Source organism: Ancylobacter dichloromethanicus (assembly GCF_018390645.1).
GTDB classification, from domain to species: Bacteria; Pseudomonadota; Alphaproteobacteria; order Rhizobiales; family Xanthobacteraceae; genus Ancylobacter; species Ancylobacter dichloromethanicus.
On record NZ_JAHBGC010000046.1, the window covers coordinates 1 to 22,960 of the forward strand.

General features: G+C 67.9%; 24 protein-coding genes. 12 read left to right on the forward strand and 12 right to left on the reverse strand.

Annotated features, from left to right (window positions below):
- Positions 1-188: 188 nt before the first annotated feature.
- The 6 genes from KHC23_RS18890 to KHC23_RS18915 all read left to right on the forward strand — a co-directional run bounded on the left by KHC23_RS18890 (position 189) and on the right by KHC23_RS18915 (position 5,466).
- Positions 189-758, forward strand: coding sequence for an NnrU family protein (locus KHC23_RS18890; RefSeq protein WP_213374687.1), 570 nt, complete (start codon positions 189-191; stop codon positions 756-758).
- Between the two features lie 36 nt (positions 759-794).
- Positions 795-1,616 (forward strand): 3-methyl-2-oxobutanoate hydroxymethyltransferase, encoded by an 822-nt coding sequence (gene panB, locus KHC23_RS18895; protein ID WP_213374689.1) that lies wholly within the window; start codon positions 795-797, stop codon positions 1,614-1,616.
- A gap of 152 nt (positions 1,617-1,768) precedes the next feature.
- Positions 1,769-2,608, forward strand: coding sequence for a tetratricopeptide repeat protein (locus tag KHC23_RS18900; RefSeq protein ID WP_213374691.1), 840 nt, complete (start codon positions 1,769-1,771; stop codon positions 2,606-2,608).
- Between the two features lie 10 nt (positions 2,609-2,618).
- The gene (locus KHC23_RS18905) at positions 2,619-2,921 is read left to right on the forward strand and encodes a hypothetical protein (RefSeq protein WP_246544774.1); all 303 of its coding nucleotides are present in this window, start codon (positions 2,619-2,621) and stop codon (positions 2,919-2,921) included.
- Positions 2,922-2,951: 30 nt separating this feature from the next.
- Positions 2,952-4,292 (forward strand): ribosome biogenesis GTPase Der, encoded by a 1,341-nt coding sequence (gene der, locus KHC23_RS18910; protein ID WP_213374695.1) that lies wholly within the window; start codon positions 2,952-2,954, stop codon positions 4,290-4,292.
- Between the two features lie 238 nt (positions 4,293-4,530).
- Positions 4,531-5,466 (forward strand): DMT family transporter, encoded by a 936-nt coding sequence (locus KHC23_RS18915; protein ID WP_213374698.1) that lies wholly within the window; start codon positions 4,531-4,533, stop codon positions 5,464-5,466.
- Here KHC23_RS18915 and KHC23_RS18920 read toward each other — a convergent pair.
- From KHC23_RS18920 to radA, 5 genes are all read right to left on the reverse strand, one after another.
- Complete coding sequence (locus KHC23_RS18920) at positions 5,441-6,211, reverse strand: SDR family NAD(P)-dependent oxidoreductase (RefSeq protein ID WP_213374700.1); 771 nt, start codon at positions 6,209-6,211, stop codon at positions 5,441-5,443. The two genes, KHC23_RS18915 and KHC23_RS18920, sit on opposite strands and share 26 nt — an antisense overlap.
- Before the next feature lie 18 nt (positions 6,212-6,229).
- Positions 6,230-6,646, reverse strand: coding sequence for a VOC family protein (locus KHC23_RS18925; protein WP_213374702.1), 417 nt, complete (start codon positions 6,644-6,646; stop codon positions 6,230-6,232).
- A 5-nt stretch (positions 6,647-6,651) separates the two neighbouring features.
- Positions 6,652-8,151 (reverse strand): amidophosphoribosyltransferase, encoded by a 1,500-nt coding sequence (gene purF, locus KHC23_RS18930; protein ID WP_373878518.1) that lies wholly within the window; start codon positions 8,149-8,151, stop codon positions 6,652-6,654.
- Between the two features lie 99 nt (positions 8,152-8,250).
- Positions 8,251-8,856, reverse strand: a complete 606-nt coding sequence (locus KHC23_RS18935; protein WP_271188670.1) for a CvpA family protein — start codon at positions 8,854-8,856, stop codon at positions 8,251-8,253.
- 102 nt (positions 8,857-8,958) lie between these two features.
- Complete coding sequence (radA, locus tag KHC23_RS18940) at positions 8,959-10,404, reverse strand: DNA repair protein RadA (RefSeq protein WP_213374706.1); 1,446 nt, start codon at positions 10,402-10,404, stop codon at positions 8,959-8,961.
- Between the two features lie 179 nt (positions 10,405-10,583).
- Between radA and KHC23_RS18945 the strand changes: the two genes are divergently transcribed.
- Positions 10,584-10,961 (forward strand): hypothetical protein, encoded by a 378-nt coding sequence (locus KHC23_RS18945; protein WP_246544775.1) that lies wholly within the window; start codon positions 10,584-10,586, stop codon positions 10,959-10,961.
- Here the strand turns inward: KHC23_RS18945 and alr are convergent.
- The 7 genes from alr to rpsF all read right to left on the reverse strand — a co-directional run bounded on the left by alr (position 10,943) and on the right by rpsF (position 17,685).
- A complete protein-coding gene (alr, locus tag KHC23_RS18950) occupies positions 10,943-12,058 on the reverse strand; it encodes an alanine racemase (RefSeq protein ID WP_213374708.1) in 1,116 nt (371 codons plus the stop codon). The genes KHC23_RS18945 and alr overlap by 19 nt on opposite strands.
- Positions 12,059-12,068: 10 nt before the next feature.
- Positions 12,069-13,553 (reverse strand): replicative DNA helicase, encoded by a 1,485-nt coding sequence (locus tag KHC23_RS18955; RefSeq protein ID WP_213374710.1) that lies wholly within the window; start codon positions 13,551-13,553, stop codon positions 12,069-12,071.
- A 177-nt stretch (positions 13,554-13,730) separates the two neighbouring features.
- Positions 13,731-14,990 carry a cyclopropane fatty acid synthase gene (locus KHC23_RS18960; RefSeq protein ID WP_213374712.1) on the reverse strand — a complete coding sequence of 420 codons (1,260 nt, stop codon included), beginning with the start codon at positions 14,988-14,990 and terminating at the stop codon, positions 13,731-13,733.
- 222 nt (positions 14,991-15,212) lie between these two features.
- Entirely contained in the window at positions 15,213-15,788 is a 576-nt protein-coding gene (rplI, locus tag KHC23_RS18965) for a 50S ribosomal protein L9 (protein ID WP_213374715.1), read from the reverse strand.
- Positions 15,789-15,833: 45 nt separating this feature from the next.
- Entirely contained in the window at positions 15,834-16,790 is a 957-nt protein-coding gene (locus KHC23_RS18970; protein ID WP_213374716.1) for a DUF2232 domain-containing protein, read from the reverse strand.
- Between the two features lie 137 nt (positions 16,791-16,927).
- Positions 16,928-17,197, reverse strand: coding sequence for a 30S ribosomal protein S18 (gene rpsR, locus KHC23_RS18975; protein ID WP_018390316.1), 270 nt, complete (start codon positions 17,195-17,197; stop codon positions 16,928-16,930).
- On the reverse strand, positions 17,197-17,685 hold the full coding sequence (gene rpsF / locus KHC23_RS18980; protein WP_213374717.1) for a 30S ribosomal protein S6: 489 nt from the start codon (positions 17,683-17,685) through the stop codon (positions 17,197-17,199). Before rpsF ends, rpsR begins: the two co-directional genes overlap by 1 nt.
- A gap of 486 nt (positions 17,686-18,171) precedes the next feature.
- On the opposite strand from rpsF, the gene fabD reads away from it, so the two are divergent.
- From fabD to mltG, 5 genes are all read left to right on the forward strand, one after another.
- The gene (fabD, locus tag KHC23_RS18985; RefSeq protein ID WP_213374718.1) at positions 18,172-19,122 is read left to right on the forward strand and encodes an ACP S-malonyltransferase; all 951 of its coding nucleotides are present in this window, start codon (positions 18,172-18,174) and stop codon (positions 19,120-19,122) included.
- 23 nt (positions 19,123-19,145) lie between these two features.
- Positions 19,146-19,883, forward strand: a complete 738-nt coding sequence (fabG, locus tag KHC23_RS18990) for a 3-oxoacyl-[acyl-carrier-protein] reductase (protein WP_213374720.1) — start codon at positions 19,146-19,148, stop codon at positions 19,881-19,883.
- A gap of 238 nt (positions 19,884-20,121) precedes the next feature.
- A complete protein-coding gene (locus KHC23_RS18995) occupies positions 20,122-20,358 on the forward strand; it encodes an acyl carrier protein (RefSeq protein ID WP_013165911.1) in 237 nt (78 codons plus the stop codon).
- A 72-nt stretch (positions 20,359-20,430) separates the two neighbouring features.
- Positions 20,431-21,693 carry a beta-ketoacyl-ACP synthase II gene (gene fabF / locus KHC23_RS19000; protein WP_213374722.1) on the forward strand — a complete coding sequence of 421 codons (1,263 nt, stop codon included), beginning with the start codon at positions 20,431-20,433 and terminating at the stop codon, positions 21,691-21,693.
- A 138-nt stretch (positions 21,694-21,831) separates the two neighbouring features.
- On the forward strand, positions 21,832-22,950 hold the full coding sequence (gene mltG, locus KHC23_RS19005; RefSeq protein WP_213374725.1) for an endolytic transglycosylase MltG: 1,119 nt from the start codon (positions 21,832-21,834) through the stop codon (positions 22,948-22,950).
- The last annotated feature ends 10 nt before the right edge of the window (positions 22,951-22,960 follow it).

Consider the following 22,960-nt stretch of genomic DNA (forward strand, 5'->3'; position numbering starts at 1 on the left):
AGGAAATATAATGGTCAGGACAGCGAAATCAGCGCCTTACTTGGGAAATGTGGGTTGAAGCCGCTTATGGTTTACACATCCCGATGAGCGCCCGCGCCCACCGGCGGCCGGGCCGTGCGACTACCGGGCGGATGGCGCAAGGATTGGAAACGATCTAGCGTGCGCGCCATCACTCCGGGAGTACGATCATGATCCTGATGCTGGCGGGGCTTGCCCTGTTCGTCGCCATTCACATCGTTGCCGCTCGGCGCAAGATGGCCGCGGCGGTGTCCGCCCAGTTCGGCGTGACAACCTATCGGATCGTGCACGGTATCCTCGCCGTCGCCGGCGTGCTGATGATCGCCTATGGCTTCGGCCAGTGGCGGGCCGAGGGCCCCGCGCAGCTCTACAACCCGCCGGTCGCGCTGCGCCATATCGCGCTGCTGCTGATGCTGTTCGCCTCCATCTTCGCCGTGGCGGCGCTGGTGCCGAGCCACATCAAGGCGCGGCTGAAGTTTCCCTTCCTCGTGGCCATCAAGACCTGGGCGCTGGCGCATCTCATCGCCAATGGCGACGCCGCGACGGTGACGCTCGCCGTTGTCATTCTCGCCTGGGCGGTGGTGATGCGGATCATGGCCAAGCGCCGTGGGGCGCCGCTGCCGGTGGCCCCGGCGAACTGGTGGGGCGACCTCGTTGCGGTCGGCCTGGGTGTCGTGCTTTATGCGGTTCTCTCTTTCTGGTTTCACCCCTACATCGTCGGGGTGCCGGTCATGGGCTGATCAAGCCCTTGCAAGAAAACGAGGAAACCGCCTGACATGTCCGTCCAGTCCGTCGCCCGCCGTCTCACCGCACCCGACATCCGTGCGAGGAAGGGCGGGGACCCCATCGTCTCGCTGACCGCGTACCACGCCCACACCGCGCGGCTCATCGACCCCCATGTCGACTTCATGCTGGTCGGCGATTCGCTGGGCATGGTCATGCACGGCATGGAGACCACCGTGCCGGTGACGGTCGACATGATGATCCTGCAGGGGCAGGCGGTGATGCGTGGTTCGGCGCGGGCGCTGGTGGTGGTGGACCTGCCTTTCGGCTCCTATGAGGGCTCGCCGCAGCAGGCCTTCGCCACCGCCTCGCGGGTGCTGAAGGAGACGGGCGCGGGCGCCATCAAGCTGGAGGGCGGGCGCCGCATGGCCGAGACGGTGCGCTTTCTCGCCGACCGCGGCGTGCCTGTCATGGGCCATGTCGGCCTCACCCCGCAGGCGATCAACACGCTCGGTTCGTTCAAGGCGCTCGGCCGCGACGAGGTGAGTGCGGCACTGATCCTCGACGACGCCCGCTCCATCGCCGATGCCGGTGCCTTCTCCATCGTGCTGGAGGCAATCTCCGAGCCGCTGGCCCGGCAGATCACGCAGGAGGTGGCGCCGCCCACCGTCGGCATTGGCGGCTCGCCCGCCTGCGACGGGCAGATACTCGTGCTTGAGGACATGCTCGGCCTGTCCGACCGGGTGCCGCGCTTCGTCAAGAAATTCGCCGAGATCGGCCCGGCCATCGGCGCGGCGGTGGAGGCCTATGCGAGCGAGGTGCGCGCCCGCAGCTTTCCCGGCCCGGAGCATGTCTACGCCCCGAAGAAAGGCTAGGAACCCCGTTCGGGAGGGCCGAACCGGCGGTGCAATGCCCGGCCCCTGCGCGATTTGCCTTGTTCAAGCCGCATCGGTAGTTTACGCGGCCCTTTCCAGTACCTGCCCCGTCTCGCGGCGGCGGCCTCCGACGAGTGGCTCACGGACGCTTCATGGCTGACATCTTCAACGAAATCGACGAGGACCTGCGCCGCGAGCGTTTCGGGCGTCTGTGGACCCGCTACGGCGCCTATCTGATCGGGCTTGCCGTGCTCATCGTGCTCGCCGTCGCCGGCTGGCGCGGTTATGAATGGTGGAAGCTGCAGCAGGACCGCGCAGCGGGCGCGCAGTTCGAGGCAGCCCAGAAACTGGCCACCGAGGGCAAGACCGCCGAGGCCGAAGCGGCGTTCGCCGCGCTGGAGAAGGACGGTACTGGCGGCTACCGCATTCTCGCGCGTTTCCGTGCCGCCGACGAGCTTGCCAAGACCGATCGCGCCGCTGCCGTCGCCGATTACGACGCGCTGGCCAAGGACCCCTCGATCAATCCGCTGATGCAGGATGTCGCCCAGGTGCGGGCGGCGCTGCTGCTCGTCGACAGCGCCTCGCTGGCCGATATCGAAAGCCGGATGAAGCCGCTCACTGAGCCGGAAGGCTCCTTCCGCAATTCGGCGCGCGAGATCATCGGCCTCGCGCAGTACAAGGCTGGCGACTACAAGGCGGCGACAGAGACCTTCACGACGATCCTCAGTGACGGCCAGACGCCGCCGGGCCTGCGTCGCCGCGCGGACCTGATGCGCACGCTGGCAGCCGCGTCCATGCCGCTGCCTGCGGCAGCCGCGGCCCCTGCAACTGCGCCGGCGCCGGCGCCGTCGGCCGCCGAGCCGGCCGCGGTGGCACCCGCCGCCGCTCCGGCTCCCGAGGCCTCTGCCCCGGCCGCACCGGCGACCGGGTCATCGTCCCCCGGTGCCGCCTCGGTTGCCGAGCCGGCAGCCCCAACTCCCGACGCGCCGTGAGGAGGTGCTGATGCGCCCTGACACGTCCTCTTTACCGTCCCGCCTGCGCCGCGCCCTGCTGCTCGTGCCGGTGCTCGGCCTGACGCTCGCTGCTGCCGGCTGCGAGACCCTCGACTCGCTGAATCCGTTCAACGAGCGCGAGAAGCCTTTGCCAGGCCCCCGCACGCCGGTATTTCCCGAAGGCGTGCCGGGCGTTGACTACAATCAGCCGCCGCCGCAGCCGGCCAATTCCAGCTATAATCCCTACCAGACGGAGCCACCCGCCGAGGGCACGGCGACGGCCGCCGATGCGGGCGCGGCTTCGCCGCAATAGAGTTGCCGGGCGCGGAGGCCCGCTTTTCCCATGACGATGACCGTCGCCATTGTCGGCCGGCCGAATGTCGGCAAGTCGACGCTGTTCAACCGTCTGGTCGGCAAGCGCCTGGCGCTGGTCGACGACCGCCCCGGCGTGACCCGCGACCGGCGCGAGGGTGACGCGCGGCTCGGTCATCTCTCCTTCCGTATCATCGACACGGCGGGCCTTGAGGAGGCGAAGGCGGAATCGCTCGAGGGCCGCATGCGCGCGCAGACCGAAGCCGCCATCGCCGATGCCGACGTGCTGCTGTTCATGATCGACGCCAAGGCCGGCCTCACGCCGAGCGACCGCGCCTTCGGAGAACTCGCCCGCCGCTCGGGCAAGCACACCATCCTCGTCGCCAACAAGGCCGAGGCGAAGGGATCGGAGAGCGGCACGCTCGATGCCTATTCGCTGGGGCTCGGCGAGCCGGTGGAACTCTCCGCCGAGCACGGCGACGGCATGGGCGATCTTCTCCGCGCGCTCGCCCTGTGCGTGCCGGACGAGGGAGACGAGGAGGACGATCCCGAGGCGGGAAGGCGCATCCGCGTCGCCGTGCTCGGCCGCCCCAATGCCGGCAAGTCCACCCTGATCAACGCATTGCTCGGCGAGGACCGGCTGCTGACCGGCCCCGAGGCCGGCATCACCCGCGATTCCATCGCGGTCGACGTGGAGCGGCACGGCGTCGAGTTGCGCGTCTTCGATACCGCCGGCATGCGCAAGCGCGCCCGCATCGACGACAAGCTGGAGAAGCTCTCGGTCGCCGATGGCCTGCGCGCCGCGCGCTTCGCCGAAGTCGTCATCGTGCTGATGGATGCGACCCATCCCTTCGAGGAGCAGGATCTGCGCATCGCCGACCTCGTCGAGCGCGAAGGACGGGCGGTGGTTCTGGCGATCTCCAAGTCGGATCTCGTGAAGGACCAGCAGGGCTTCGTCACCCGCATGCGCGAGGAGGCCGACGACCGGCTCTCGCAGGTCAAGGGGGCGCCGGTGGTGCTGGTGTCGGGCCTCACGGGCGAGGGACTCGACCGTCTCGTGCGCGCGGTCCAGCAGGCGCATGACGTGTGGAACCGGCGCGTGGCGACCAATCCGCTCAATCGCTGGCTGATCGAGACCACCGACCAGCATCCGCCGCCGGCCGTCTCGGGCCGCCGCATCAAGCTGCGCTACATCACCCAGCCCAAGGCCCGCCCGCCGAGCTTCGTGCTGTTCTGCTCGCGCGCCGATGCCCTGCCCGAGAGCTATGTACGCTATCTCGTGAACAATCTGCGCAGCAGCTTCGACTTGCCGGGCGTGCCGATCCGGCTCACGTTGCGCGAGAAGGACAATCCCTACGCGGAGAAGGAATAGGTCTGTCCGGTGGCGTCCACGCCTCGGATGGTTCCTGCGTTCGGTCGCGTGGCGTCCCGCCGGTGACTCGTTTTCCGGGTGACTTTCTTGCGGCGAAACAGATTTTATCTCGCCTCGGCTCACCCTCGCCGCTACAGTAGCGATCTCTTCCGCGCCGCGCCTTCGCCGACGCTTCTCCCTTCATTCGGCATTTGGCGGCGCGCTCCTTTGGCGCGGGCGCCCTCGATGGACGTCGCCCATGCTGATCGGCATTCTCGCTGGCCTCGTGACCGGGGCGTTGTGGGGGTTGGCCTTCGTGGCGCCGCGCGTGGTGGCGCCGTTCTCCGCCCTCGATATCTCGGTGGTGCGCTATCTGATTTTCGGGGCGGTGAGCCTGGCGCTGATGGCCATCCCACAATTTCGCCCGACCGGCCTGTCGTGGCGCATGCTGGCGATGGGCCTGTTGCTCGGCGCTATTGGCACGTTCGGCTATTTTCTCGCCATTTCCTATGCCGTGCTGCTGGCGGGCGCGGTGCTGCCGCCGCTGATCACCGGCACGGCGCCGGTGTTGCTGGCGATCGTCGCCAATGTTCGCGAGCGGTCGCTGCCCTGGCGGCGCCTCTGCCTTCCGCTTCTGCTCATCGCCGCCGGTCTCGGCGTGGTCAACCTGGCCAGCCTGCAGGAGGCGTCTTCCGGCGAGGTGGGGGGCCTGCTCGGAGGCGTCGCCCTGTCGGTCTTCGCCCTGTTGATGTGGATCGCCTATGGCATGGCCAATGCCGTGGTGATGCGCGCGCCGGACGCGCCGGACGCGCTGCGCTGGACTGGCTTGCAGGGATTGGGCTGTGGCGCGCTGGCGCTTCTGCTGCTGCCACTGGTCGCCGGCGGCTCGCCGATGCTCGATCCCGACAGCGCGGCGACGCAGCGTTTCCTGCTCTGGGCGCTGGGGCTCGGCGTCGTCAGGTCCTGGGTCGGCACCTATGGCTGGGTGGTGGCCTCGGAGCGGCTGCCCATGGTGCTCTCCGCCCAGCTCATCGTGGCGGAAACCGTGTTCGGCCTCGGCTATGGCCTGTGCTTCGAGCAGCGCTGGCCGACCGTTGCCGAAGCAGGGGGCGGGCTGCTGCAATTGGTGGGAGTCGTCGTCGCGGTGGCGATCTTCTCCCACCGCCGCATCATGCCGGAACCACAAATCCCTTGAGACCGCGCGTGGGGAAGTCATAGAGCCGGCCGGTTTCCGCGAAACCGGGCAGGCAGAGCGCGAGAATGGCCTGCGCTACTTCCTCGGGCGTCGGGAGCGTGTTCGGGTCTTCACTCGGGAACGCCTTGGCGCGCATGCGGGTGCGGACGGGGCCGGGGTTGATCAGGTTCACCTTGAGGCTGGAGATGTTCTCCACCTCGGCGGCCCAGGTGCGCGCCAGCACCTCCACCGCCGCCTTGGTGACGGCATAGGGCCCCCAGAAGGCGCGTGCCTTGTGGGCGGCGCCGGAGGAAACCAGGACGGCGCGTCCGGCCGATGAGAGCCGCAAAAGGGGATCAAGAGACCGAATGAGCCGCCAATTGGCGGTGAGGTTTACCGCCAGCGTGTCGTTCCATTCCTTGGGGTCGATCTGCGCCAGCGGCGTCATCGGGCCGAGCACGCCGGCATTGCCGACGAAGATGTCGAGCTTGCCGAAGCGCTCATAGAGCGCGCCGCCGAGCCGGTCGATGCCCTCGACATCCTTGATGTCGAGCGGCACCAGCGTGGCGGTCGAGCCGGCCCTGACGATCAGGTCGTCGAGTTCCTCCAGCGCGCCGCTGGTGCGGCCCACCGCCACGACATGGGCGCCGGCCGAGGCGAGGGCGAGGGCGGTCGCTCGGCCGATGCCGCGGGTGGCGCCGGTAACGAGGGCATGGCGGCCGGCAAGCGGACGCGCGGCAGGATCGGCCGCGGGAAGGTCGGACATGGCGATTTCCTCGGAGGTTCAGCTCTCGTCGGTCATGACCACGGAGGGCGCGGAGCGTCGCGCCGGACCGTGAAAAACCGCTTCGATGTTGTTGCCCTCGGGATCGAGCACGAAGGCGGCGTAATAGCCGGGATGATAGCCGCGCAGACCCGGCGCTCCATTGTCGCGCCCGCCGGCGGCGAGGGCGGCGGCGTGGAAGCGGCGCACCGTTTCCTCGTCGCCCGCCTGGAAGGCGAGATGCGCCCGGCCGGTGGCGGGCTCGCCGGGCGAGACGAAGAGCTCGTCGGCGAAGAAATAGCCGTCGCCCTCCACCAGCGGCACGCCCAGAATCGCGAGCACCGCCGCATAGAATCGGCGGCAGGCCTCATAGTCGGTGACGACCAGGGAAACATGGTCGATCAAGCGGCCCCGATGCCATTCCCGCAGTTCGACCATGCCGGTCAGCTCGCCTCGGCCAGCAGCGAGAGCTGGCGCGGCGAGACTTCGCCCTCGCGATCGGTGAGCGCGGTCGGGTATTCGCCGGTGAAGCAATGGTCGGTGTATTGCGGGCGCAGCGGGTCGCGCCCCTCATGGCCCATCGCCTTGTAGATGCCGTCGATGGACAGGAAGGCAAGGCTGTCGGCGCCGATATAGCGACGCATGCCTTCGAGGTCGTGGGTGGCGGCGAGCAGCTTGTCGCGATCCGGCGTGTCGATGCCGTAATAGTCGGGATGGGTGATGGGCGGCGAGGAGATGCGGAAATGCACCTCGCGCGCGCCGGCCTCGCGCATCATGCGGACGATCTTGACCGAGGTGGTGCCGCGCACGAGGCTGTCGTCGATCAGCACGATGCGCTTGCCCTCGACCACGGCGCGGTTGGCCGAATGCTTCATGCGCACGCCCTGGTCGCGCACCGACTGGGTCGGCTGGATGAAGGTGCGGCCGACATAGTGGTTGCGGATGATGCCGAGCTCATAGGGCAGGCCGGAAGCCTGGGAATAGCCGATGGCGGCCGGCACGCCGGAATCGGGCACCGGCACCACGAGGTCGGCGTCGGCCGGGGCCTCGGCGGCGAGCTGCATGCCCATGGTCTTGCGGACCTGGTAGACCGAGTGGCCGCCAATGACCGAGTCCGGACGGGCGAAATAGATGTACTCGAAGATGCAGGGGCGCGGCGGCACGCTGCCGAAGGGGCGCAGCGTCTCCACCTTGTCGGAGGAGAACACGATGACCTCGCCGGGCTCGATGTCCCGCACATGGCGCGCACCAATTATGTCGAGCGCGCAGGTCTCCGAGGTCAGGATCGGGTGGCCGTCGAGTTCGCCGAGCACCAGCGGGCGGATGCCGAGCGGGTCGCGGGCGCCGACCAGCTTCTTGTTGGTGAGGCCTACGAAGGCGTAGGCGCCCTCCAGCATCCGCAGCGCGTCGATGAATCGCTCGGTGAAGCGCGGGCGCTTGGAGCGGGCGACGAGGTGGAGGATGACCTCGGTGTCCGAGGTCGACTGGCAGATGGCGCCGTCGCGGATCAATTGCCGGCGCAGCGTGAGGCCATTGGTCAGGTTGCCATTGTGGGCGATGGCGAAGCCGCCGCCGTCGAGTTCGGCGAAGAGCGGCTGCACGTTACGCAGGACGGTCTCGCCCGTCGTCGAATAGCGGACATGGCCGACCGCGATATGCCCCGGCAGGCGCTTGATGGCTTCGCCGTCGGAGAACGCGTCGCTGACCAGGCCAAGACGTCGCTCGGAGTGAAAACGCCTGCCGTCATAGGTGGTTATGCCCGCCGCTTCCTGCCCGCGATGCTGCAGGGCATGCAGGCCGAGAGCGGTAATGGCCGCCGCGTCAGGGTGTCCGTAAATGCCGAACACGCCGCACTCCTCGCGCAGAGTGTCCCCGTATTCGTCGAAGAAGTCGTCCGCTTCCGCCGATTTCGGCGCCGCGTGATCACCCATCAGATCGGCCATAGGACCTTCGCTCCTCGGCGCAGTTCAAGGCTGCGCCCGCTCCACTGTGCTCGAATGCAACTCTGCCCGGGACGCCTTTGTCCCATGGGCGCGGTCGAATTAAGGCGCCGACGGCGCTGCCGGAGCCGGAGTAGCCGGCACCGCGCCCGGCGTGAGGGGCTCGGGTGGCGGCTCCGTCGGCTCGGCATCCTTCGAGCTGCGCATTTCGCGGATCAGGCTCTCAGGGTCTTCCGGCAGTACGGAGATGAGCCAGTCACCCGCGCTTTGCAAGACCAGCTTGGTGCGGGCATCGCGAATCCATTCCGGCTGCCCCTGCTCGTTCTGGACCAGCCAGTTGAAGAACAGGAAGGCCACAACCATGATCAGGAACCCGCGGGCGAGGCCGAACAGGAAGCCGAGGGTGCGGTCGAGCGCGCCAATGCGGCTGTCGAGCACGAGGTCGGAGATGCGCACCGTGATGATCGAGACGATCAGCAGGGTGACGATGAACACCGTGCCGACCGTGGCCGCCATCGCGAAGGTGTCATTGGCGATGTACTGCTTCGCGAAGGGCAGGGCGTGCGGATACGCATAAAGCGTGACCAGCGCCGCCGTCAGCCAGGAGGCGATGGCGAACACCTCGCGGACGAAGCCGCGCACCATGGCAAGGAGGCCGGAGACGACCATCACGGCGAGCAGGATGATGTCGAGCAGCGTCAAGACGATCTCACCGTGGTCGAGCCCGCCTTCGTGGGAAAGCGCGGCGAATCTATCGTTTCCAGCCTCCGCAGGGGGCCGGGCGAGGTATAGCGCGGCGCCGCGCGCGCGTCATCCCTCTTGGGGCCCGCGCGTGCCCCGGCGCGGGCCCTTGGCGGCGATGGCGGCGACGATATCCCCAAGAGAGGCGACGGCGTCGATGGCGAGGGGCGCCTCCGCCGGCTCGCGCGGGCCGGAGCCCGGCCCTTTGCCCGTATTCTTGGCCGGGCTCTTGGCCTCCGGCGCGACGGCTCGGGTGAAGCCGAGCTTGGCCGCCTCCTTCAGCCGTGCCATTGCGTGCGGCACGGCGCGCACCGCGCCGGTGAGGCTGATCTCGCCGAAATAGACGCTGTCGGGCGGCAGCACCGAGCCCGCGAGCGAGGAGATGAGCGCCGCCGCCACCGCGAGGTCGGCGGCCGGTTCGCTGATGCGGAAACCACCGGCGACGTTGAGATGCACGTCATGCGCCCCCAGCTTGATGCCGCAGCGCGCCTCCAGCACCGCCAGCACCATGGACAGGCGGCTCGGGTCCCAGCCGACCACCGCCCGGCGCGGCGTGCCCAGGCTGGTGGGCACGACCAGCGCCTGGATTTCCACCAGCACCGGGCGCGTGCCCTCCATGCCGGCATAGACCGCCGTGCCCGGGGCGCCGCTGTCGCGGTTGGACAGGAACAGCTCGGAGGGATTGGCGACCTCGGCGAGGCCGAGATTGGTCATCTCGAACACGCCGATCTCGTCGGTGGGCCCGAAGCGGTTCTTCTGCGCCCGCAGGATACGGAAATCATGCGCGCCGTCTCCCTCGAAGGAGAGCACGGCGTCGACCATGTGCTCCACCACGCGCGGGCCGGCGATCTGGCCGTCCTTGGTCACGTGGCCGACCAGGATCACCGCAGCGCCGGCGCGCTTGGCGTAGCGGATGAGTATCTGCGCCGAGGAGCGCACCTGCGTCACCGTTCCGGGTGCGGACTCCACGGTGTCGGTCCACATGGTCTGGATCGAATCGATCACAACCAGCACCGGCCGCCGCCCCTCGGAGAGGGTGGCGACGATGTCCTCGACATTGGTTTCGGCGGCGAGTTCTACCGGCGCGCCGGCAAGGCCCAGCCGCTCGGCGCGCAGGCGCACCTGGGCGACGGCTTCCTCGCCCGAGACATAGATGATGCGATGCCCCGCGCCCGCCAGCGCGGCGGAGGCCTGGATCAGCAGCGTCGACTTGCCGATGCCGGGATCGCCGCCGATCAGCAGCACCGAGCCCGGCACGATGCCGCCGCCGGCCACGCGGTCGAGTTCGGAGATGCCGACCCGTACCCGCGGGGCGTCTTCCGAGGCGCCGGCGAGGCTCTCCAGCGCGATCAGCCGTCCCCGGCGCCCGCCGCGCAGATTGGCCGGCAGCGTGTCGGTGGCGTTCGCTTCCTCGGCAATCGAGTTCCACGCCCCGCACGAATCGCAGCGGCCCTGCCAGCGCGAATGAACGGCGCCGCAGATCTGGCAGATATAGGTTGCGGAGCGCTTGGCCATGGGGTGAACCGATACGTTTCGCCGTGTGAGCCGCCTTCTAGCTTCACGCGGCCCTGGACAGGAAGGGATCGCGGCGAGGGTATCGGCGGAAAGGGCGGGTGGCGCAACTCTTGCCTGTGTCTGAATACAGTCGCAGTCCTGTGCGATGGTATTCCGGTCTCAACATTTGAATGTTGGAAATGCCGATCATTGCCCGTTTGAATGGAAGGTTTCTACTGTGGTTCATTGCCCTGCTGCCGCTCACCTTCGGCATCGGCAGTTTTTTATTATGGCTGCGGCGCCGCTTTCTCGTCTACCGGGTCGATGACGCGGGCATCACGCTCTGGTCGGGGCAGAGCCAGCCCTGGAACAAGGTACGCAATTTCCATTTCCGCAAGCGGTTGGAAGGGGCGGGCCCCCGCATTACCCGGGTGGAAATCCAGTTCGAGATCGGCAGCGCCTTCATCGCACCCGACTGGCTGCAAAATGGCGACGAGGTCGTCGAGGCGTTCCGCGCCGGGGTCCGTGTCCGGGTGCCAGCGAGGCGCAAGCGCTCCATCTATGCCGAGCGGCGGTGATAGCGGCGGCCGAGCGAGGTGAGTATCTCGTAGTCGATGGTGCGGGAGTGGCGAGCCAGATTGTCGAGCGTCAGCCCGTCGCCCAGCAGCGTGGCGAAATCGCCGGGCCGCACCGCGTCCTCGGCAATGTCGGTGATGTCGACGGCGAGCAGGTCCATCGAGATGCGGCCGATCAGCGGGCAGCGATGGCCGGCCACAACCGCCTCCGCTCCCGGGCACAGGTCCGAGGCGCCGGCGAGGCGCGGGATGCCGTCGGCGTAACCGGCGGAGAGGATGGCGACGCGCGAGGGGCGGATGGCGGTGTGGGCGCCGCCATAGCCGACGGTTTCGCCCTCGTGCACATGGCGAATCCGGGCGATGCGCAGTTCCAGCCGCACCACCGGCCGAAGCGGCGCGACATCCGCCCGCGGGCGCCCGCCATAGACCGCGATGCCCGGCCGGACGAGGTCGAAATGATAGGCCGGGTCGCCCAGCGCACCGGCCGAATTGGACAGCGAGGCCCGCACGCCGGGGAACAGGGCGGCTATGGCACGGAAATCTTCCAACTGGCGCGCATTGAGCGGGTGGTCGGGCTCGTCGGCGCAGGCGAGATGGCTCATCAGCAGCGACAGCGGAAAGCCGAGTTCGTCGCGGCCCTCGGCGACATGTACCGCCTCGGCCGGGGTCAGCCCCAGCCGGTTCATGCCGGTGTCGACATGGAGCGCGGCGGGCCGCGCCTCGCCGATGCGCTCGCAGAAATGCTGCCAGCGCTCGATTTCCGGCGCGCTGCCCAGCACCGGCCGCAGGTCGTGGTCCTGATAGGCGGTCTCGGTTCCGGGGAACAGGCCGTTGAGCACGAAGATCTCGGCATCCGGCAGCAGGTCGCGCAGCGCGCGGCCCTCGCTGAGCAGCGCGACGAAGAAGCTGCGCGCGCCGGCCTGCCACAGCGTGGTGGCGGCCGTCGCGAGGCCGATGCCATAGGCGTCGCCCTTCACCACGGCGGCGCAGGCGGCCGGGGCCACGCGGCGCGCCAGCTCTTGATAATTCGCGGCGAGTGCCGAGAGGTCGATGGTCAGGAGACCGCCGGCCTCGGCGAGCGGAATGTCGCGGGAGGTCACAGCGGCGTCCTCACGATGCCGGAAGCCGGTCGCCCTGCGCCAGCGAGGAGAACCGGGTGTACTGCGCCTCGAACGCCACCCTCACCGTGCCGGTCGGGCCGTGCCGCTGCTTGCCGATGATCACCTCGGCGATGCCCTGCGCCGCCTTCATGTCCTGGTCCCACTTGAACCATTCCTCGGTGCCTTCCTTCGGCTCGCGGCCCTTGAGGTAGTACTCCTCCCGGAACACGAACATCACCACGTCGGCATCCTGCTCGATCGAGCCGGATTCGCGAAGGTCGGACAATTGCGGACGCTTGTCGTCGCGGCTTTCCACCTGACGCGAGAGCTGGGAGAGCGCCATGATCGGCACGCCCAGTTCCTTCGCCAGCGCCTTGAGGCCGGTGGTGATCTCGGTGATCTCCTGCACGCGCCCCTGCGAGGAACTCTTGGACGAGCCGGTGAGCAACTGGAGATAGTCCACCACCATGAAGTCAAGGCCGCGCTGGCGCTTGAGGCGGCGGGCGCGGGCCCGCAACTGGGCGATGGAGATGCCGCCGGTATCGTCGATATAGAGCGGGATCGTCTGCATCATCTGGGCGCAACTGGCGAGCTTGTCGAACTCGTGCTCGGAGATGTCGCCGCGCCGGATCTTGTAGGAGGCGATCTCGGCCTGCTCTGCGAGGATACGGGTGGCGAGCTGTTCGGCCGACATTTCCAGCGAGAAGAAGCCGACCACGCCGCCGTCGACGGCGCGGATGGAGCCGTCCGGCAGCGTCTCCGAGCTGTAGGCCGCCGCGACGTTGAAGGCGATGTTGGTGGCGAGCGAGGTCTTTCCCATCGCCGGGCGGCCGGCGAGGATGATGAGGTCGGACGGCTGCAGCCCACCCATCATCTGGTCGAGATCGCTGAGGCCGGAGGCGGTGCCGGACAGGTGGCCCTCGCGCTGGAAGGCGCGGCTGGCCATGTCGACGGCTTCCTTCAGCGCGTCGTTGAAGCGCATGAAGCCGCCATCATAGCGGCCGGTCTCGGCGAGCTCGTAGAGGCGCTTTTCCGCTTCCTCGATCTGCTCCTGCGGCGTGGCGTCGATCGGGGCCTCATAAGCCTCGTTGACGATCTCCTCGCCGATGTGGATCAGGTCGCGGCGCACCGAGAGGTCGTAGATGGTGCGGCCATAGTCCTCGGCATTGATGATCGTGGTCGCCTCGGCGGCGAGGCGCGCGAGATATTGCGGTGCCGTCAGCCCGGCGGCGTCGAAGTCGGTCGGCAGGAAGGTCTTCAGCGTCACCGGCGTCGCCACCTTGCCGGCACGGATCAGTGCCGATGTGGTCTCGTAGATGGCGACGTGGATCGGCTCGAAGAAATGGCGTGGTTCGAGAAAGTCCGAGACCCGGTAGAATGCCTCGTTATTGACCAGGATCGCGCCCAGCAGGGCTTGTTCCGCCTCGATGTTGTGGGGGGCGGTGCGATAGGTCGCGTCGGTCTCCGCCGGGGGGCGGTTCGGAGAATCGAGCATGTCTGTTCCGGGTGCGGGTGGGTCGACGCCACAGCTAACGCCGCCCCGGGGATAAGTCCGGGGCGAATCGCGCACGCCCTATTTTGTCCTGTGGAGGGCCTGTGGAAAGCCGAATCTTGCTTGACGCGTTTCCCCCGCCGCCCCGCAGGGCCCGGGCCGTGTCCCGCCGGTAGCGAGTTACTCGCCCGCCAGCCGCAGGCCGGGGCGGCTCTCGTTCTCCATGTTGCGCAGCGCCGCCTCGCCCTGCGCGATGTAGCCGCGGGTCAGCGGCACCACACCCTCGCGCTTGGCGAGCTGGATCTGGAAAATCATCATCCCCTGGTGGCGGAAGGCCATCTCGGAGGAGGCGAGATAGAACTCGAACATCCGCACGAAACGCGGGTCGTACAGGCGCTCGACCTCCTCGCGATGGGCGAGGAAGCGCTCGCGCCAGGCCTTGAGCGTCTCGGCATAATGCAGGCGCAGAATCTCGATGTCAGTGACAAGCAGGCCCGCCTTCTCGATGGAAGGCAACACCTCGGAGAGGGCCGGGATGTAGCCGCCGGGGAAGATGTATTTCGCGATCCACGGATTGGTGATGCCCGGGCCTTCCGAGCGGCCGATGGAGTGGATCAGCGCGACGCCGTCGTCCTTGAGCAGTTCCGCCACCTTGCCGAAATACTCGTCGTAATGGCCGACGCCGACATGCTCGAACATGCCGACCGAGACGATGCGGTCGAACGGGCCGGGCACGTCGCGATAGTCCTGAAGCCGGAAGTCGGCACGACCGGCAAGGCCACGCTCCTCGGCGCGGCAGCGGGCGACGCCGAGCTGCTCCTGCGAAAGGGTGACCCCGGTTACGCGCGCACCGGCATGGCCGGCGAGGTAAAGTCCCATTCCGCCCCAGCCGCAGCCGATGTCGAGCGCGCTGAGGCCCGGCCGGTCGAACAGCAGCTTGGCCGCGATGTGCCGCTTCTTGGCCAGTTGCGCGTCGTCCAGCGTCTGGTCGGGCGCCTCGAAATAGGCGCAGGAATATTGCCGGTCGGCGTCGAGGAACAGGGAATAGAGCCGTCCATCGAGGTCGTAATGATGCGCGACGTTCTTCTGCGAGCGGGAGCGGGGGTTGAACTGCGCCAGCCGGCGGAACAGGAAGCGCAGCCGCAGGAAGAGCTTGGCGCTGGCGCTCGGCACTTCCAGGCCGACCTGCGACATCAGCAGGGCGAGCAATTGGGCGATGTCGCCCTGCTCGACCACCATGCCGCCTTCCATATAGGCCTCGCCGAACTTCAGCTCGGGGTCGAACACGATCTGGCGCTGCCAGGAATCGGAGGTGAAACGTACGGTGAGCGGATCGCCGCTGCCGTCGCCAAACACGGTGCGGGCCCCGGACGCAAAGATGACGGTAAGTGAACCGCAGCGCGTAATACGCGCGAGGATTCTGGCGAGCAACCGTTCCATCGGCAAACTCCAATGGTATCGGCAGTCGGCGACGACAAACCGCGAAGGCTCGTCTCCGCTGGAAGACTGCCTGCCCATGCACCGGGCATGTCTGTTATCTGCAAATCATTGCATCACAACCTTTCAGGCCTCGCAACATGCCCATTGCTGCTTCGCATGCAAAAAAGCCCGGCCGTGACCGGCCGGGCTGCGCCTTTGGACGTATTCCCTAGCGTAAAAACTTCAGGCCTGCTCTTCCTCCGGCGCCTCGTCGGCCTCGGCGGGGGCTTCCTCCAAGTATTCGCTCTCGTCCTCGTCCTCGTCGTCGCGGCGGACGGAGAGGTCCTCACCGCGCGACTGGCGCTGAGCTTCCTCGGCGCTGCGGGCGACGTTGGCGCGGATCGCCACCTCGACCTCGGGGTGCAGGGTGACCGGCACCTCGTGCACGCCGATCGTCTTGATCGGGTGATTGAGGATGATCTGCCGGCGCTCCACCGAGAAGCCGGCGGCGGTCAGCGCCTCGGCGATGTCGCGGGTCGACACCGAGCCGTAGAGATGACCGGTCTCGCCGGCCTGGCGGACCAGGACGATCTCCGTACCCTTCATCGTCTCGCCGACCTTGGCGGCTTCGGTCTTGAGCTCGAGGTTGCGTGTCTCGAGCTGGGCCTTCATCGAGTCGAAGCGGCCCTTGTTCTCCTTGGTGGCGCGCAACGCCTTGCCCGAGGGCAGCAGGAAATTGCGGGCATAGCCGTCGCGCACGCGCACGACTTCGCCCATCTGGCCAAGCTTGGCGACGCGCTCAAGCAGGATGACTTCCATTTCGTTTCTCCATTCAATGCGTCAAAGCGGAAAGGTTGAGTGAGGTCAGAGGTCGTTGGCCGCCGGCGGCCGCCCGGGCGGCCCGCCCTTTCGGAAGCGCCGGCGTACCCCGAACAGCGTTTCGGCAAGGCCGAGCAGGGCGAGAATGGCGAATGGCCAGCCGAGCGCGAGGGCGGCGATCCAGACGGTGGCGATCACCAGCGAACGGCCGGCGGCGCCGCGCGTGATCCAGTGGATGACGGCGAGCCCGATGAAGGCGAAGGCCATGACGAGGGTGGCGGTCAGCAGTTCCGCCATCAGCCCGACGAAGCCGCCGGCCAGATTGGTGGCGATGAAGGCGCCCACCAGCAGCACCGCGACCGGGCGCGGCACCGAAATCGTCGCGAGATCCGGCCAGGGCCGCATCAGCCGGCCGGATATGCGGGAAATATGGGCCGCCAGCCACAGATTGCCGATCTGCGTCACCATGGTGACGACGGCCGCCGCCGGTGGCATGACCAGCACCAGCAGGTCCACCAGCCGCGCGACATCCGGCCCGCCGGCCCCGGGGCGCTCCTCGAACATCGCCTGGAACAGCGTGCGCAGCGCCGCCTGGTAGCCCTCGACGCTGCCGGCCACCAGCGGGATAAGCGCCGCCACCGCCAGGCAGCCGAGAATGGCGGCGGCCAGCACGACGCGGCCGACGGGGAACCATTCAAGCGACGCACCGGGCTGCGGCTCGCGCGCCATCAGCGCGAGATAGGCCAGCACATAGGCGGGAAGGCCGACGCCGGCGACATAGGCGAGCAGCAGTTCGACGCCGAAAAACACGCCGATGGCGACGGCGGCGGCCGAGGCGGCGATCAGCGCGGCACGGTGCGTCCAGCCAAGGCCGACGATCAGCACCGGAAGCGGAGCGAGGTAGAAGAGCGGGAGCGCGAGCGGGCTGCCGGTTGCGACGGTCGCAACCAGGAGGGCGGACGCCGCACCGGCGCCAAGCGCTATAAGCCAGTTCTGAACCATCGACACGCTGTCCCGCCCTTAGCGGTTAGGGGTGGATCACCGCCCACCCCAGCCAAGGCCCCGGAAGATCCGCGGCCCGTCGGAATATTCTGTCAGGAGCGTCCCCGGCCGTAGCCGGGGACGAAAGCGTCACGCGATCAGCGGATCACGAAGGGCAGCAGGCCGAGAAAGCGCGCACGCTTGATCGCCTGGGCCAGTTCACGCTGCTTCTTGGCCGAGACGGCCGTGATGCGCGAGGGAACGATCTTGCCGCGCTCGGAAATGTAGCGCTGCAGCAGCCGCACGTCCTTGTAGTCGATCTTCGGCGCGTTGGCGCCGGAGAACGGGCAGGTCTTGCGACGGCGGAAGAAGGGGCGACGCGCGCCCGACGTGTTCGCGGCTGCGCCGCCGGTGCCACCGAAAGCCATCACTCAGTCTCCACGTTGGCCGGAGCCTCTTCACGGTCGCGGCGCGGGCCACGATCGCCACGATCACCGCCGCGGTCGCCGCCGAAGCTGCGCCCGCCGCCACCGAAGCCGCGGTCGCCGCCGAAGCCGCGATCACCGAAGCCACGGTCGCCGCGATCGTCACGGTCGCGCTTCTGCAGCATGACCGACTGGCCTTCCTCAAGCTCCTCGACGCGGATGGTGAGGTAGCGCAGGATGTCCTCGTCGATGCGCATCTGGCGTTCCATCTCGGCCACGGCGGCCGCCGGGGCGTCGATGTTCATCAGCGAGAAATGGGCCTTGCGGTTCTTGCGAACGCGATAGGTAAGCGTCTTCACGCCCCAGTACTCGGTCTTGGCAACCGAACCGCCATTCGCCTCGATCACGCCCTTGAAGCGTGTCGTGAGTTCCTCGACCTGCTGCGCCGTCACATCCTGGCGCGCGAGGAACACGTGCTCGTAAAGAGCCATGTTTCGTGCCTTTCCTTGTGTTCCGCACTATTGCGGCCGCCGTCCCGACGCCGAGCCCTTCGAGCCCGGAAAGGCTCGAATATTCTCGAAGGCGGGGACACGGGGCGACGCGAACCCTCGGATTCGCTGCCGCGTCCGGCGAAAAGCCGAGCGCAACCGCCCGTTCAGCCCCCGGCCGGGACTGACAGTGCGCGCGCTTATACGCGAAAGGAGCGGGAAATCAAGGTTCGACAGAGCCGATGGACGGCGCGCCGGCGGGACCTTCCGCACCCGTCTTCCCCTCGCGTGCGAATCTATAGGAGCACCGTGCCCACGCCTGTCTTCGCTGGGGAGCCGTTGTTCCCGCCCGGCATCCTCCGGCGAGGGGCGATCAGGCGTTGAGAACCCACGAGGTGGCCGGCCTGCGATGCCCTTGCAACTTGACACGGGACGCAGGGCGTTGTTCCTGCGCCCGCCAATTCTCAGCGTATAGGTCATCGCAACGTCATGAGCATCGCCTTCGTTTTCCCCGGTCAGGGCAGCCAGGTCGTCGGCATGGGCAAGGCCCTCGCCGACCAGTTCCCGGTAGCCCGTGCCGTGTTCGACGAGGTCGATGCGGCGCTCGGCGAGAAGCTCTCGGCGGTCATGTGGGACGGGCCGCTCGAGACCCTGACACTGACCGCCAACACCCAGCCGGCGCTTATGGCCTCGTCGCTGGCCGCGCTTCGCGTGCTGGAAGCCGAGGCGGGGTTGGACCTCGCCCGCGATGCGGCGTTCGTGGCCGGCCATTCGCTCGGCGAATATTCGGCGCTCGCCGCCGCCGGCTCGCTTTCGATCGCCGATACCGCCCGCTTGCTGCGCCTGCGCGGCATCGCCATGCAGGCGGCGACGCCGGTGGGCACCGGCGCCATGGCGGCGATTCTCGGGCTCGACTTCGACCAGGTCGCAGCGGTCGCGGCCGAGGCGGCCCAGGGCGAAATCTGCGACGTCGCCAATGACAATGCCCCCGGGCAGGTTGTCGTTTCCGGCCACGCTGCCGCGGTGGACCGTGCCTGCGTGATCGCCAAGCGCGAGGGGGCTTCGCGCGCCATTCTGCTGGCGGTGTCGGCGCCGTTCCACTGCCGTCTTATCGCCTCTGCTGCCAAGGCCATGCGCGAGGCGCTGGCCGGCGTGGAGGTGTGTGCGCCGAAGGTGCCGCTGGTCGCCAACGTCACGGCGGCGCCGGTGACCGATCCGGACCATATCCGCGACCTTCTGGTCCGGCAGGTGACCAGCACGGTGCGCTGGCGCGAATCCGTGTCGTTCATGGCCGAGCAGGGTGTGACCCGGCTGGTCGAGGTCGGCACCGGCAAGGTACTCGCCGGCCTCACCAAGCGCATCGCCCGTCAGGTGGCCGCGTCCAGTGTGGGCACGCCCGAGGACGTCGCCGCCTTTGCCGCCGCGCTGGCGCAGGCTTGAGACAGAAATTTCAGGAGGTTCCCATGTTCGATCTGACGGGGAAGACCGCACTTGTCACCGGCGCCACCGGCGGGATAGGCGGCGCCATCGCCAAGGCGCTGCACGCGCGCGGCGCCACGGTGGCAGTCTCCGGCACGCGCCGCGAGGTGCTTGAGGCGCTGGCCTCGGAGATGGGCGAGCGCACCCATGTGCTGCCCTGCGACCTGTCGAACATCGAGCAGGTGGAGCAGCTTGTGCCCCAGGCCGAGGAGGCCATGGGGGAGGTCGACATCCTCGTCAACAATGCCGGCATCACCCGCGACGGGCTGTTCGTGCGGCTGACCGACGAAATGTGGGACACGGTGATCGCGGTGAACCTCACCGCCGGCTTCCGGCTCACCCGCGCCGCCGCGCGCTCGATGATGCGCCGGCGCACCGGCCGCATCATCGGCATCACCTCCGTCGTGGGCGTGACCGGCAATGCCGGGCAGGGCAACTATGCCGCCGCCAAGGCCGGCATGATCGGCATGTCCAAGGCGCTCGCCAAGGAAGTGGCGGCGCGCGGGGTCACGGTGAACTGCATCGCGCCGGGTTTCATCGCCACGCCGATGACCGACGTGCTGAACGACAAGCAGAAGCAGGCGATTCTTTCCGCTGTCCCGGCCGCGCGGCTGGGGGCGCCGGAGGACATCGCGGCGGCTGCGGTCTATCTTGCATCGGACGAGGCCGGCTATGTCACGGGGCAGACGCTGCACGTGAACGGCGGGATGGCCATGATCTGACGCCGATCTTACGATGCCCGCCGAGACCGCCGTTAACCCGCTCTTTACCGTGCTGGTTTTGGCGTTTGAAGTGTGCTAACGACCGCCACGGCTCACAGGGGTGAACACCGCAACTCCATTGCGGAAACGTTCGGGGACCTCCTGTAATCGGGGCAGAAAACAGGCCGCCAACACCGCGTTCGCGCGGGGGCCAAATGGTACAACGTAGCAACCTCCGGATACGGACGAGGGTGAACCGATGAGCGATATTGCCGAGCGCGTGAAGAAGATTGTAGCCGAGCATCTGGGCGTCGAGCCCGAGAAGGTTACCGAGAATGCGAGCTTCATCGACGACCTCGGCGCCGACAGCCTCGATACGGTCGAGCTGGTCATGGCCTTTGAAGAAGCCTTCAACTGTGAGATTCCGGACGATGCCGCCGAAACGATCCTGACGGTCGGCGACGCCATCAAGTTCCTGGAAAAGAACGCGGCCTGATCGCCGCTCTCGCGCGCTGCGACGGTTCGCCGTCGCGGCGCCACCTGGTCAGAAGTTCTCCGGAGACATCGGATGAGGCGTGTCGTCGTTACCGGCCTCGGCATGGTGACGCCGCTCGGGTGCGGCGTTGACATTACCTGGCAGCGTCTGCTTGCCGGACAGAGCGGTGCCCGCCGCGTCGAGTCCTTCGACGTCTCGGACCTGTCGGCCAAGATCGCCTGCCAGTTGCCGCGTGGCGACGGCGCCGACGGCACCTTCAATCCCGATCAGTGGATGGAGCCCAAGGAGCAGCGCAAGGTCGACGACTTCATCATCTATGCGATGGCGGCGGCGACCCAGGCGCTCGACGATGCCGACTGGCACCCCGCTTCCTATGAGGACCAGTGCGCCAGCGGCGTGCTGATCGGTTCCGGCATTGGCGGCCTTCAGGGCATCGCCGAGACCGCCCTGCTGCTGCAGGAGCGTGGCCCGCGCCGCGTGTCGCCGTTCTTCATTCCCGGCCGTCTGATCAACCTTGCCGGCGGCTATGTGTCGATCGAGCACGGTCTCAAGGGGCCGAACCATGCGGTCGTGACCGCCTGCTCCACCGGCGCGCATGCCATTGGCGACGCGGCCCGTCTTGTGGCCTTCGGCGACGCCGACGTGATGGTGGCGGGTGGCACCGAATCGCCGATCAACCGTCTCGCGCTTGCTGGTTTCGCCGCCTGCCGGGCTCTGTCGACCAGCTACAACGACACGCCGGAAAAGGCCTCGCGCCCCTACGACAAGGATCGCGACGGCTTTGTCATGGGCGAGGGCGCCGGCGTCGTGGTGGTCGAGGCGCTCGATCACGCGCTGGCGCGCGGCGCCAAGATCTATGGCGAGATCGTCGGCTATGGCCTGTCCGGCGATGCCTACCATATCACCGCCCCTTCCGAGGATGGCGACGGCGCTTTCCGCTGCATGACGGCGGCGCTGAAGCGGGCGGGCATCACCCCGGCCGATATCGACTACATCAACGCCCATGGCACTTCGACCATGGCGGACGATATCGAGCTCGGCGCCGTGCAGCGGCTGCTCGGCAACAATGCCGCGAAGGTCTCGATGTCGTCGACCAAGTCGGCCATCGGCCATCTGCTCGGCGCCGCCGGCGCGGTGGAGGCGATCTTCTCGCTGCTGGCGATCCGCGACCAGGTCGCTCCGGCCACGCTCAATCTCGACAACCCCTCGACCGAGACCGCGATCGACCTCGTGCCGCACACGCCGCGCAAGCGCGAGATCGACTACGCGCTGTCGAACTCCTTCGGTTTCGGCGGCACCAACGCATCCGTTGTGTTCAAGCGCTACGCGAACTGAGCGCGCGGCGAACTGGACTCAAGGGGCGAATGCCGGGGAAGCTGCGGCTTTTCCGGCGGCGGTTTTCCCGCTTTCGCCATTTTTCCGGGTAGTCTGCCAGTGCGTTGCGCTGCCCGCCAACGCGAGGCGAGGCCCCCGATGACCGATCCGACTTCCCCGACGCCGCCGGGAAAGGCGCCTGACCTGCACAAGGCGTCCCGCCGCGCGAATCATCCGCTGGTCGTCGCTGGCAGCATGGTGTTCACCCTGCTGGTGGTTTTCATTGTGCTGGGTGGCGGCGCGCTGTGGATCGGCAAGGAGCGCTATTATGCGCCCGGCCCGCTGGCCGAGGACAAGGCGGTGATCGTGCCGAACGATTACGGCGTGATGGACATTGCCGAACTGCTGCTGAAGCAGGGCGTCATCGACGACAAATGGGTCTTTGTCGGCGCCGCGCTCGGCACCCGCGCCTCCGGCAAGCTGAAGGCGGGCGAATACGCCTTCGCCGGCGGTGCCTCGATCCAGCAGGTGCTGAGCACCATCGTTTCCGGCAAGGTGATCGAATACACCGTCACCATTCCCGAGGGGCTGACCAGCGACCAGATCGTCGAGCGTGTGCTGGAAGTGGCGGAGCTGTCCGGCGGCGTGCGGCAGGTGCCACGCGAAGGCAGCCTGATGCCGGACACCTACAGGATCACCCGCGGCACCTCCCGCGAGGATCTGCTGCGCCGGATGGCCCGTACCCAGGACGCCACGCTGAAGGAAATCTGGGAGAAACGCGATCCCGAGCTGCCGCTCAAATCGCCCGACGAACTGGTTATCCTTGCCTCCATCGTCGAGAAGGAGACCGGCGTGCCCGAGGAACGGACCGAGGTGGCGGCGGTGTTCGTCAACCGGCTTAACCGGAAGATGCGCCTGCAGTCCGACCCGACCATCATCTACGGGCTGGTGCGCGGCAAGGGCCGGCTGGAGCGTCCGCTAACCCGCACCGACATCTCCACGCCGACGCCCTTCAACACTTATACGATCCCCGCCTTGCCGCCGGGGCCGATCGGCAATCCGGGCCGCGCCTCGCTCGAGGCCACCGCCCGGCCGGCGAAGACCAAGAACCTCTATTTCGTCGCCGACGGTTCCGGCGGGCACGCCTTCGCCGAGACCCTCGACCAGCACAACAAGAACGTCGCGCGCTGGCGCCAGGTCGAGCGCGAGCGCAAGGTGGACCCGTCTTCGCTGCCGGCGGGTACGTCCGGCACCACCGGCGCCACAGCCGTCGACTGACCCCTCAGCC

Excerpts from the sequence above, each read along its gene's own strand:
- KHC23_RS18890 (WP_213374687.1), top strand. The coding sequence starts at position 189 with ATGATCCTGATGCTGGCGGGGCTTGCCCTGTTCGTCGCCATTCACATC.
- panB (WP_213374689.1), top strand. The coding sequence starts at position 795 with ATGTCCGTCCAGTCCGTCGCCCGCCGTCTCACCGCACCCGACATCCGT.
- KHC23_RS18900 (WP_213374691.1), top strand. The coding sequence starts at position 1,769 with ATGGCTGACATCTTCAACGAAATCGACGAGGACCTGCGCCGCGAGCGT.
- KHC23_RS18905 (WP_246544774.1), top strand. The coding sequence starts at position 2,619 with ATGCGCCCTGACACGTCCTCTTTACCGTCCCGCCTGCGCCGCGCCCTG.
- der (WP_213374695.1), top strand. The coding sequence starts at position 2,952 with ATGACGATGACCGTCGCCATTGTCGGCCGGCCGAATGTCGGCAAGTCG.
- KHC23_RS18915 (WP_213374698.1), top strand. The coding sequence starts at position 4,531 with ATGCTGATCGGCATTCTCGCTGGCCTCGTGACCGGGGCGTTGTGGGGG.
- KHC23_RS18920 (WP_213374700.1), bottom strand. The coding sequence starts at position 6,211 with ATGTCCGACCTTCCCGCGGCCGATCCTGCCGCGCGTCCGCTTGCCGGC.
- KHC23_RS18925 (WP_213374702.1), bottom strand. The coding sequence starts at position 6,646 with ATGGTCGAACTGCGGGAATGGCATCGGGGCCGCTTGATCGACCATGTT.
- purF (WP_373878518.1), bottom strand. The coding sequence starts at position 8,151 with ATGGCCGATCTGATGGGTGATCACGCGGCGCCGAAATCGGCGGAAGCG.
- radA (WP_213374706.1), bottom strand. The coding sequence starts at position 10,404 with ATGGCCAAGCGCTCCGCAACCTATATCTGCCAGATCTGCGGCGCCGTT.
- KHC23_RS18945 (WP_246544775.1), top strand. The coding sequence starts at position 10,584 with ATGCCGATCATTGCCCGTTTGAATGGAAGGTTTCTACTGTGGTTCATT.
- KHC23_RS18955 (WP_213374710.1), bottom strand. The coding sequence starts at position 13,553 with ATGCTCGATTCTCCGAACCGCCCCCCGGCGGAGACCGACGCGACCTAT.
- KHC23_RS18960 (WP_213374712.1), bottom strand. The coding sequence starts at position 14,990 with ATGGAACGGTTGCTCGCCAGAATCCTCGCGCGTATTACGCGCTGCGGT.
- rplI (WP_213374715.1), bottom strand. The coding sequence starts at position 15,788 with ATGGAAGTCATCCTGCTTGAGCGCGTCGCCAAGCTTGGCCAGATGGGC.
- KHC23_RS18970 (WP_213374716.1), bottom strand. The coding sequence starts at position 16,790 with ATGGTTCAGAACTGGCTTATAGCGCTTGGCGCCGGTGCGGCGTCCGCC.
- rpsR (WP_018390316.1), bottom strand. The coding sequence starts at position 17,197 with ATGGCTTTCGGTGGCACCGGCGGCGCAGCCGCGAACACGTCGGGCGCG.
- rpsF (WP_213374717.1), bottom strand. The coding sequence starts at position 17,685 with ATGGCTCTTTACGAGCACGTGTTCCTCGCGCGCCAGGATGTGACGGCG.
- fabD (WP_213374718.1), top strand. The coding sequence starts at position 18,172 with ATGAGCATCGCCTTCGTTTTCCCCGGTCAGGGCAGCCAGGTCGTCGGC.
- fabG (WP_213374720.1), top strand. The coding sequence starts at position 19,146 with ATGTTCGATCTGACGGGGAAGACCGCACTTGTCACCGGCGCCACCGGC.
- KHC23_RS18995 (WP_013165911.1), top strand. The coding sequence starts at position 20,122 with ATGAGCGATATTGCCGAGCGCGTGAAGAAGATTGTAGCCGAGCATCTG.
- fabF (WP_213374722.1), top strand. The coding sequence starts at position 20,431 with ATGAGGCGTGTCGTCGTTACCGGCCTCGGCATGGTGACGCCGCTCGGG.
- mltG (WP_213374725.1), top strand. The coding sequence starts at position 21,832 with ATGACCGATCCGACTTCCCCGACGCCGCCGGGAAAGGCGCCTGACCTG.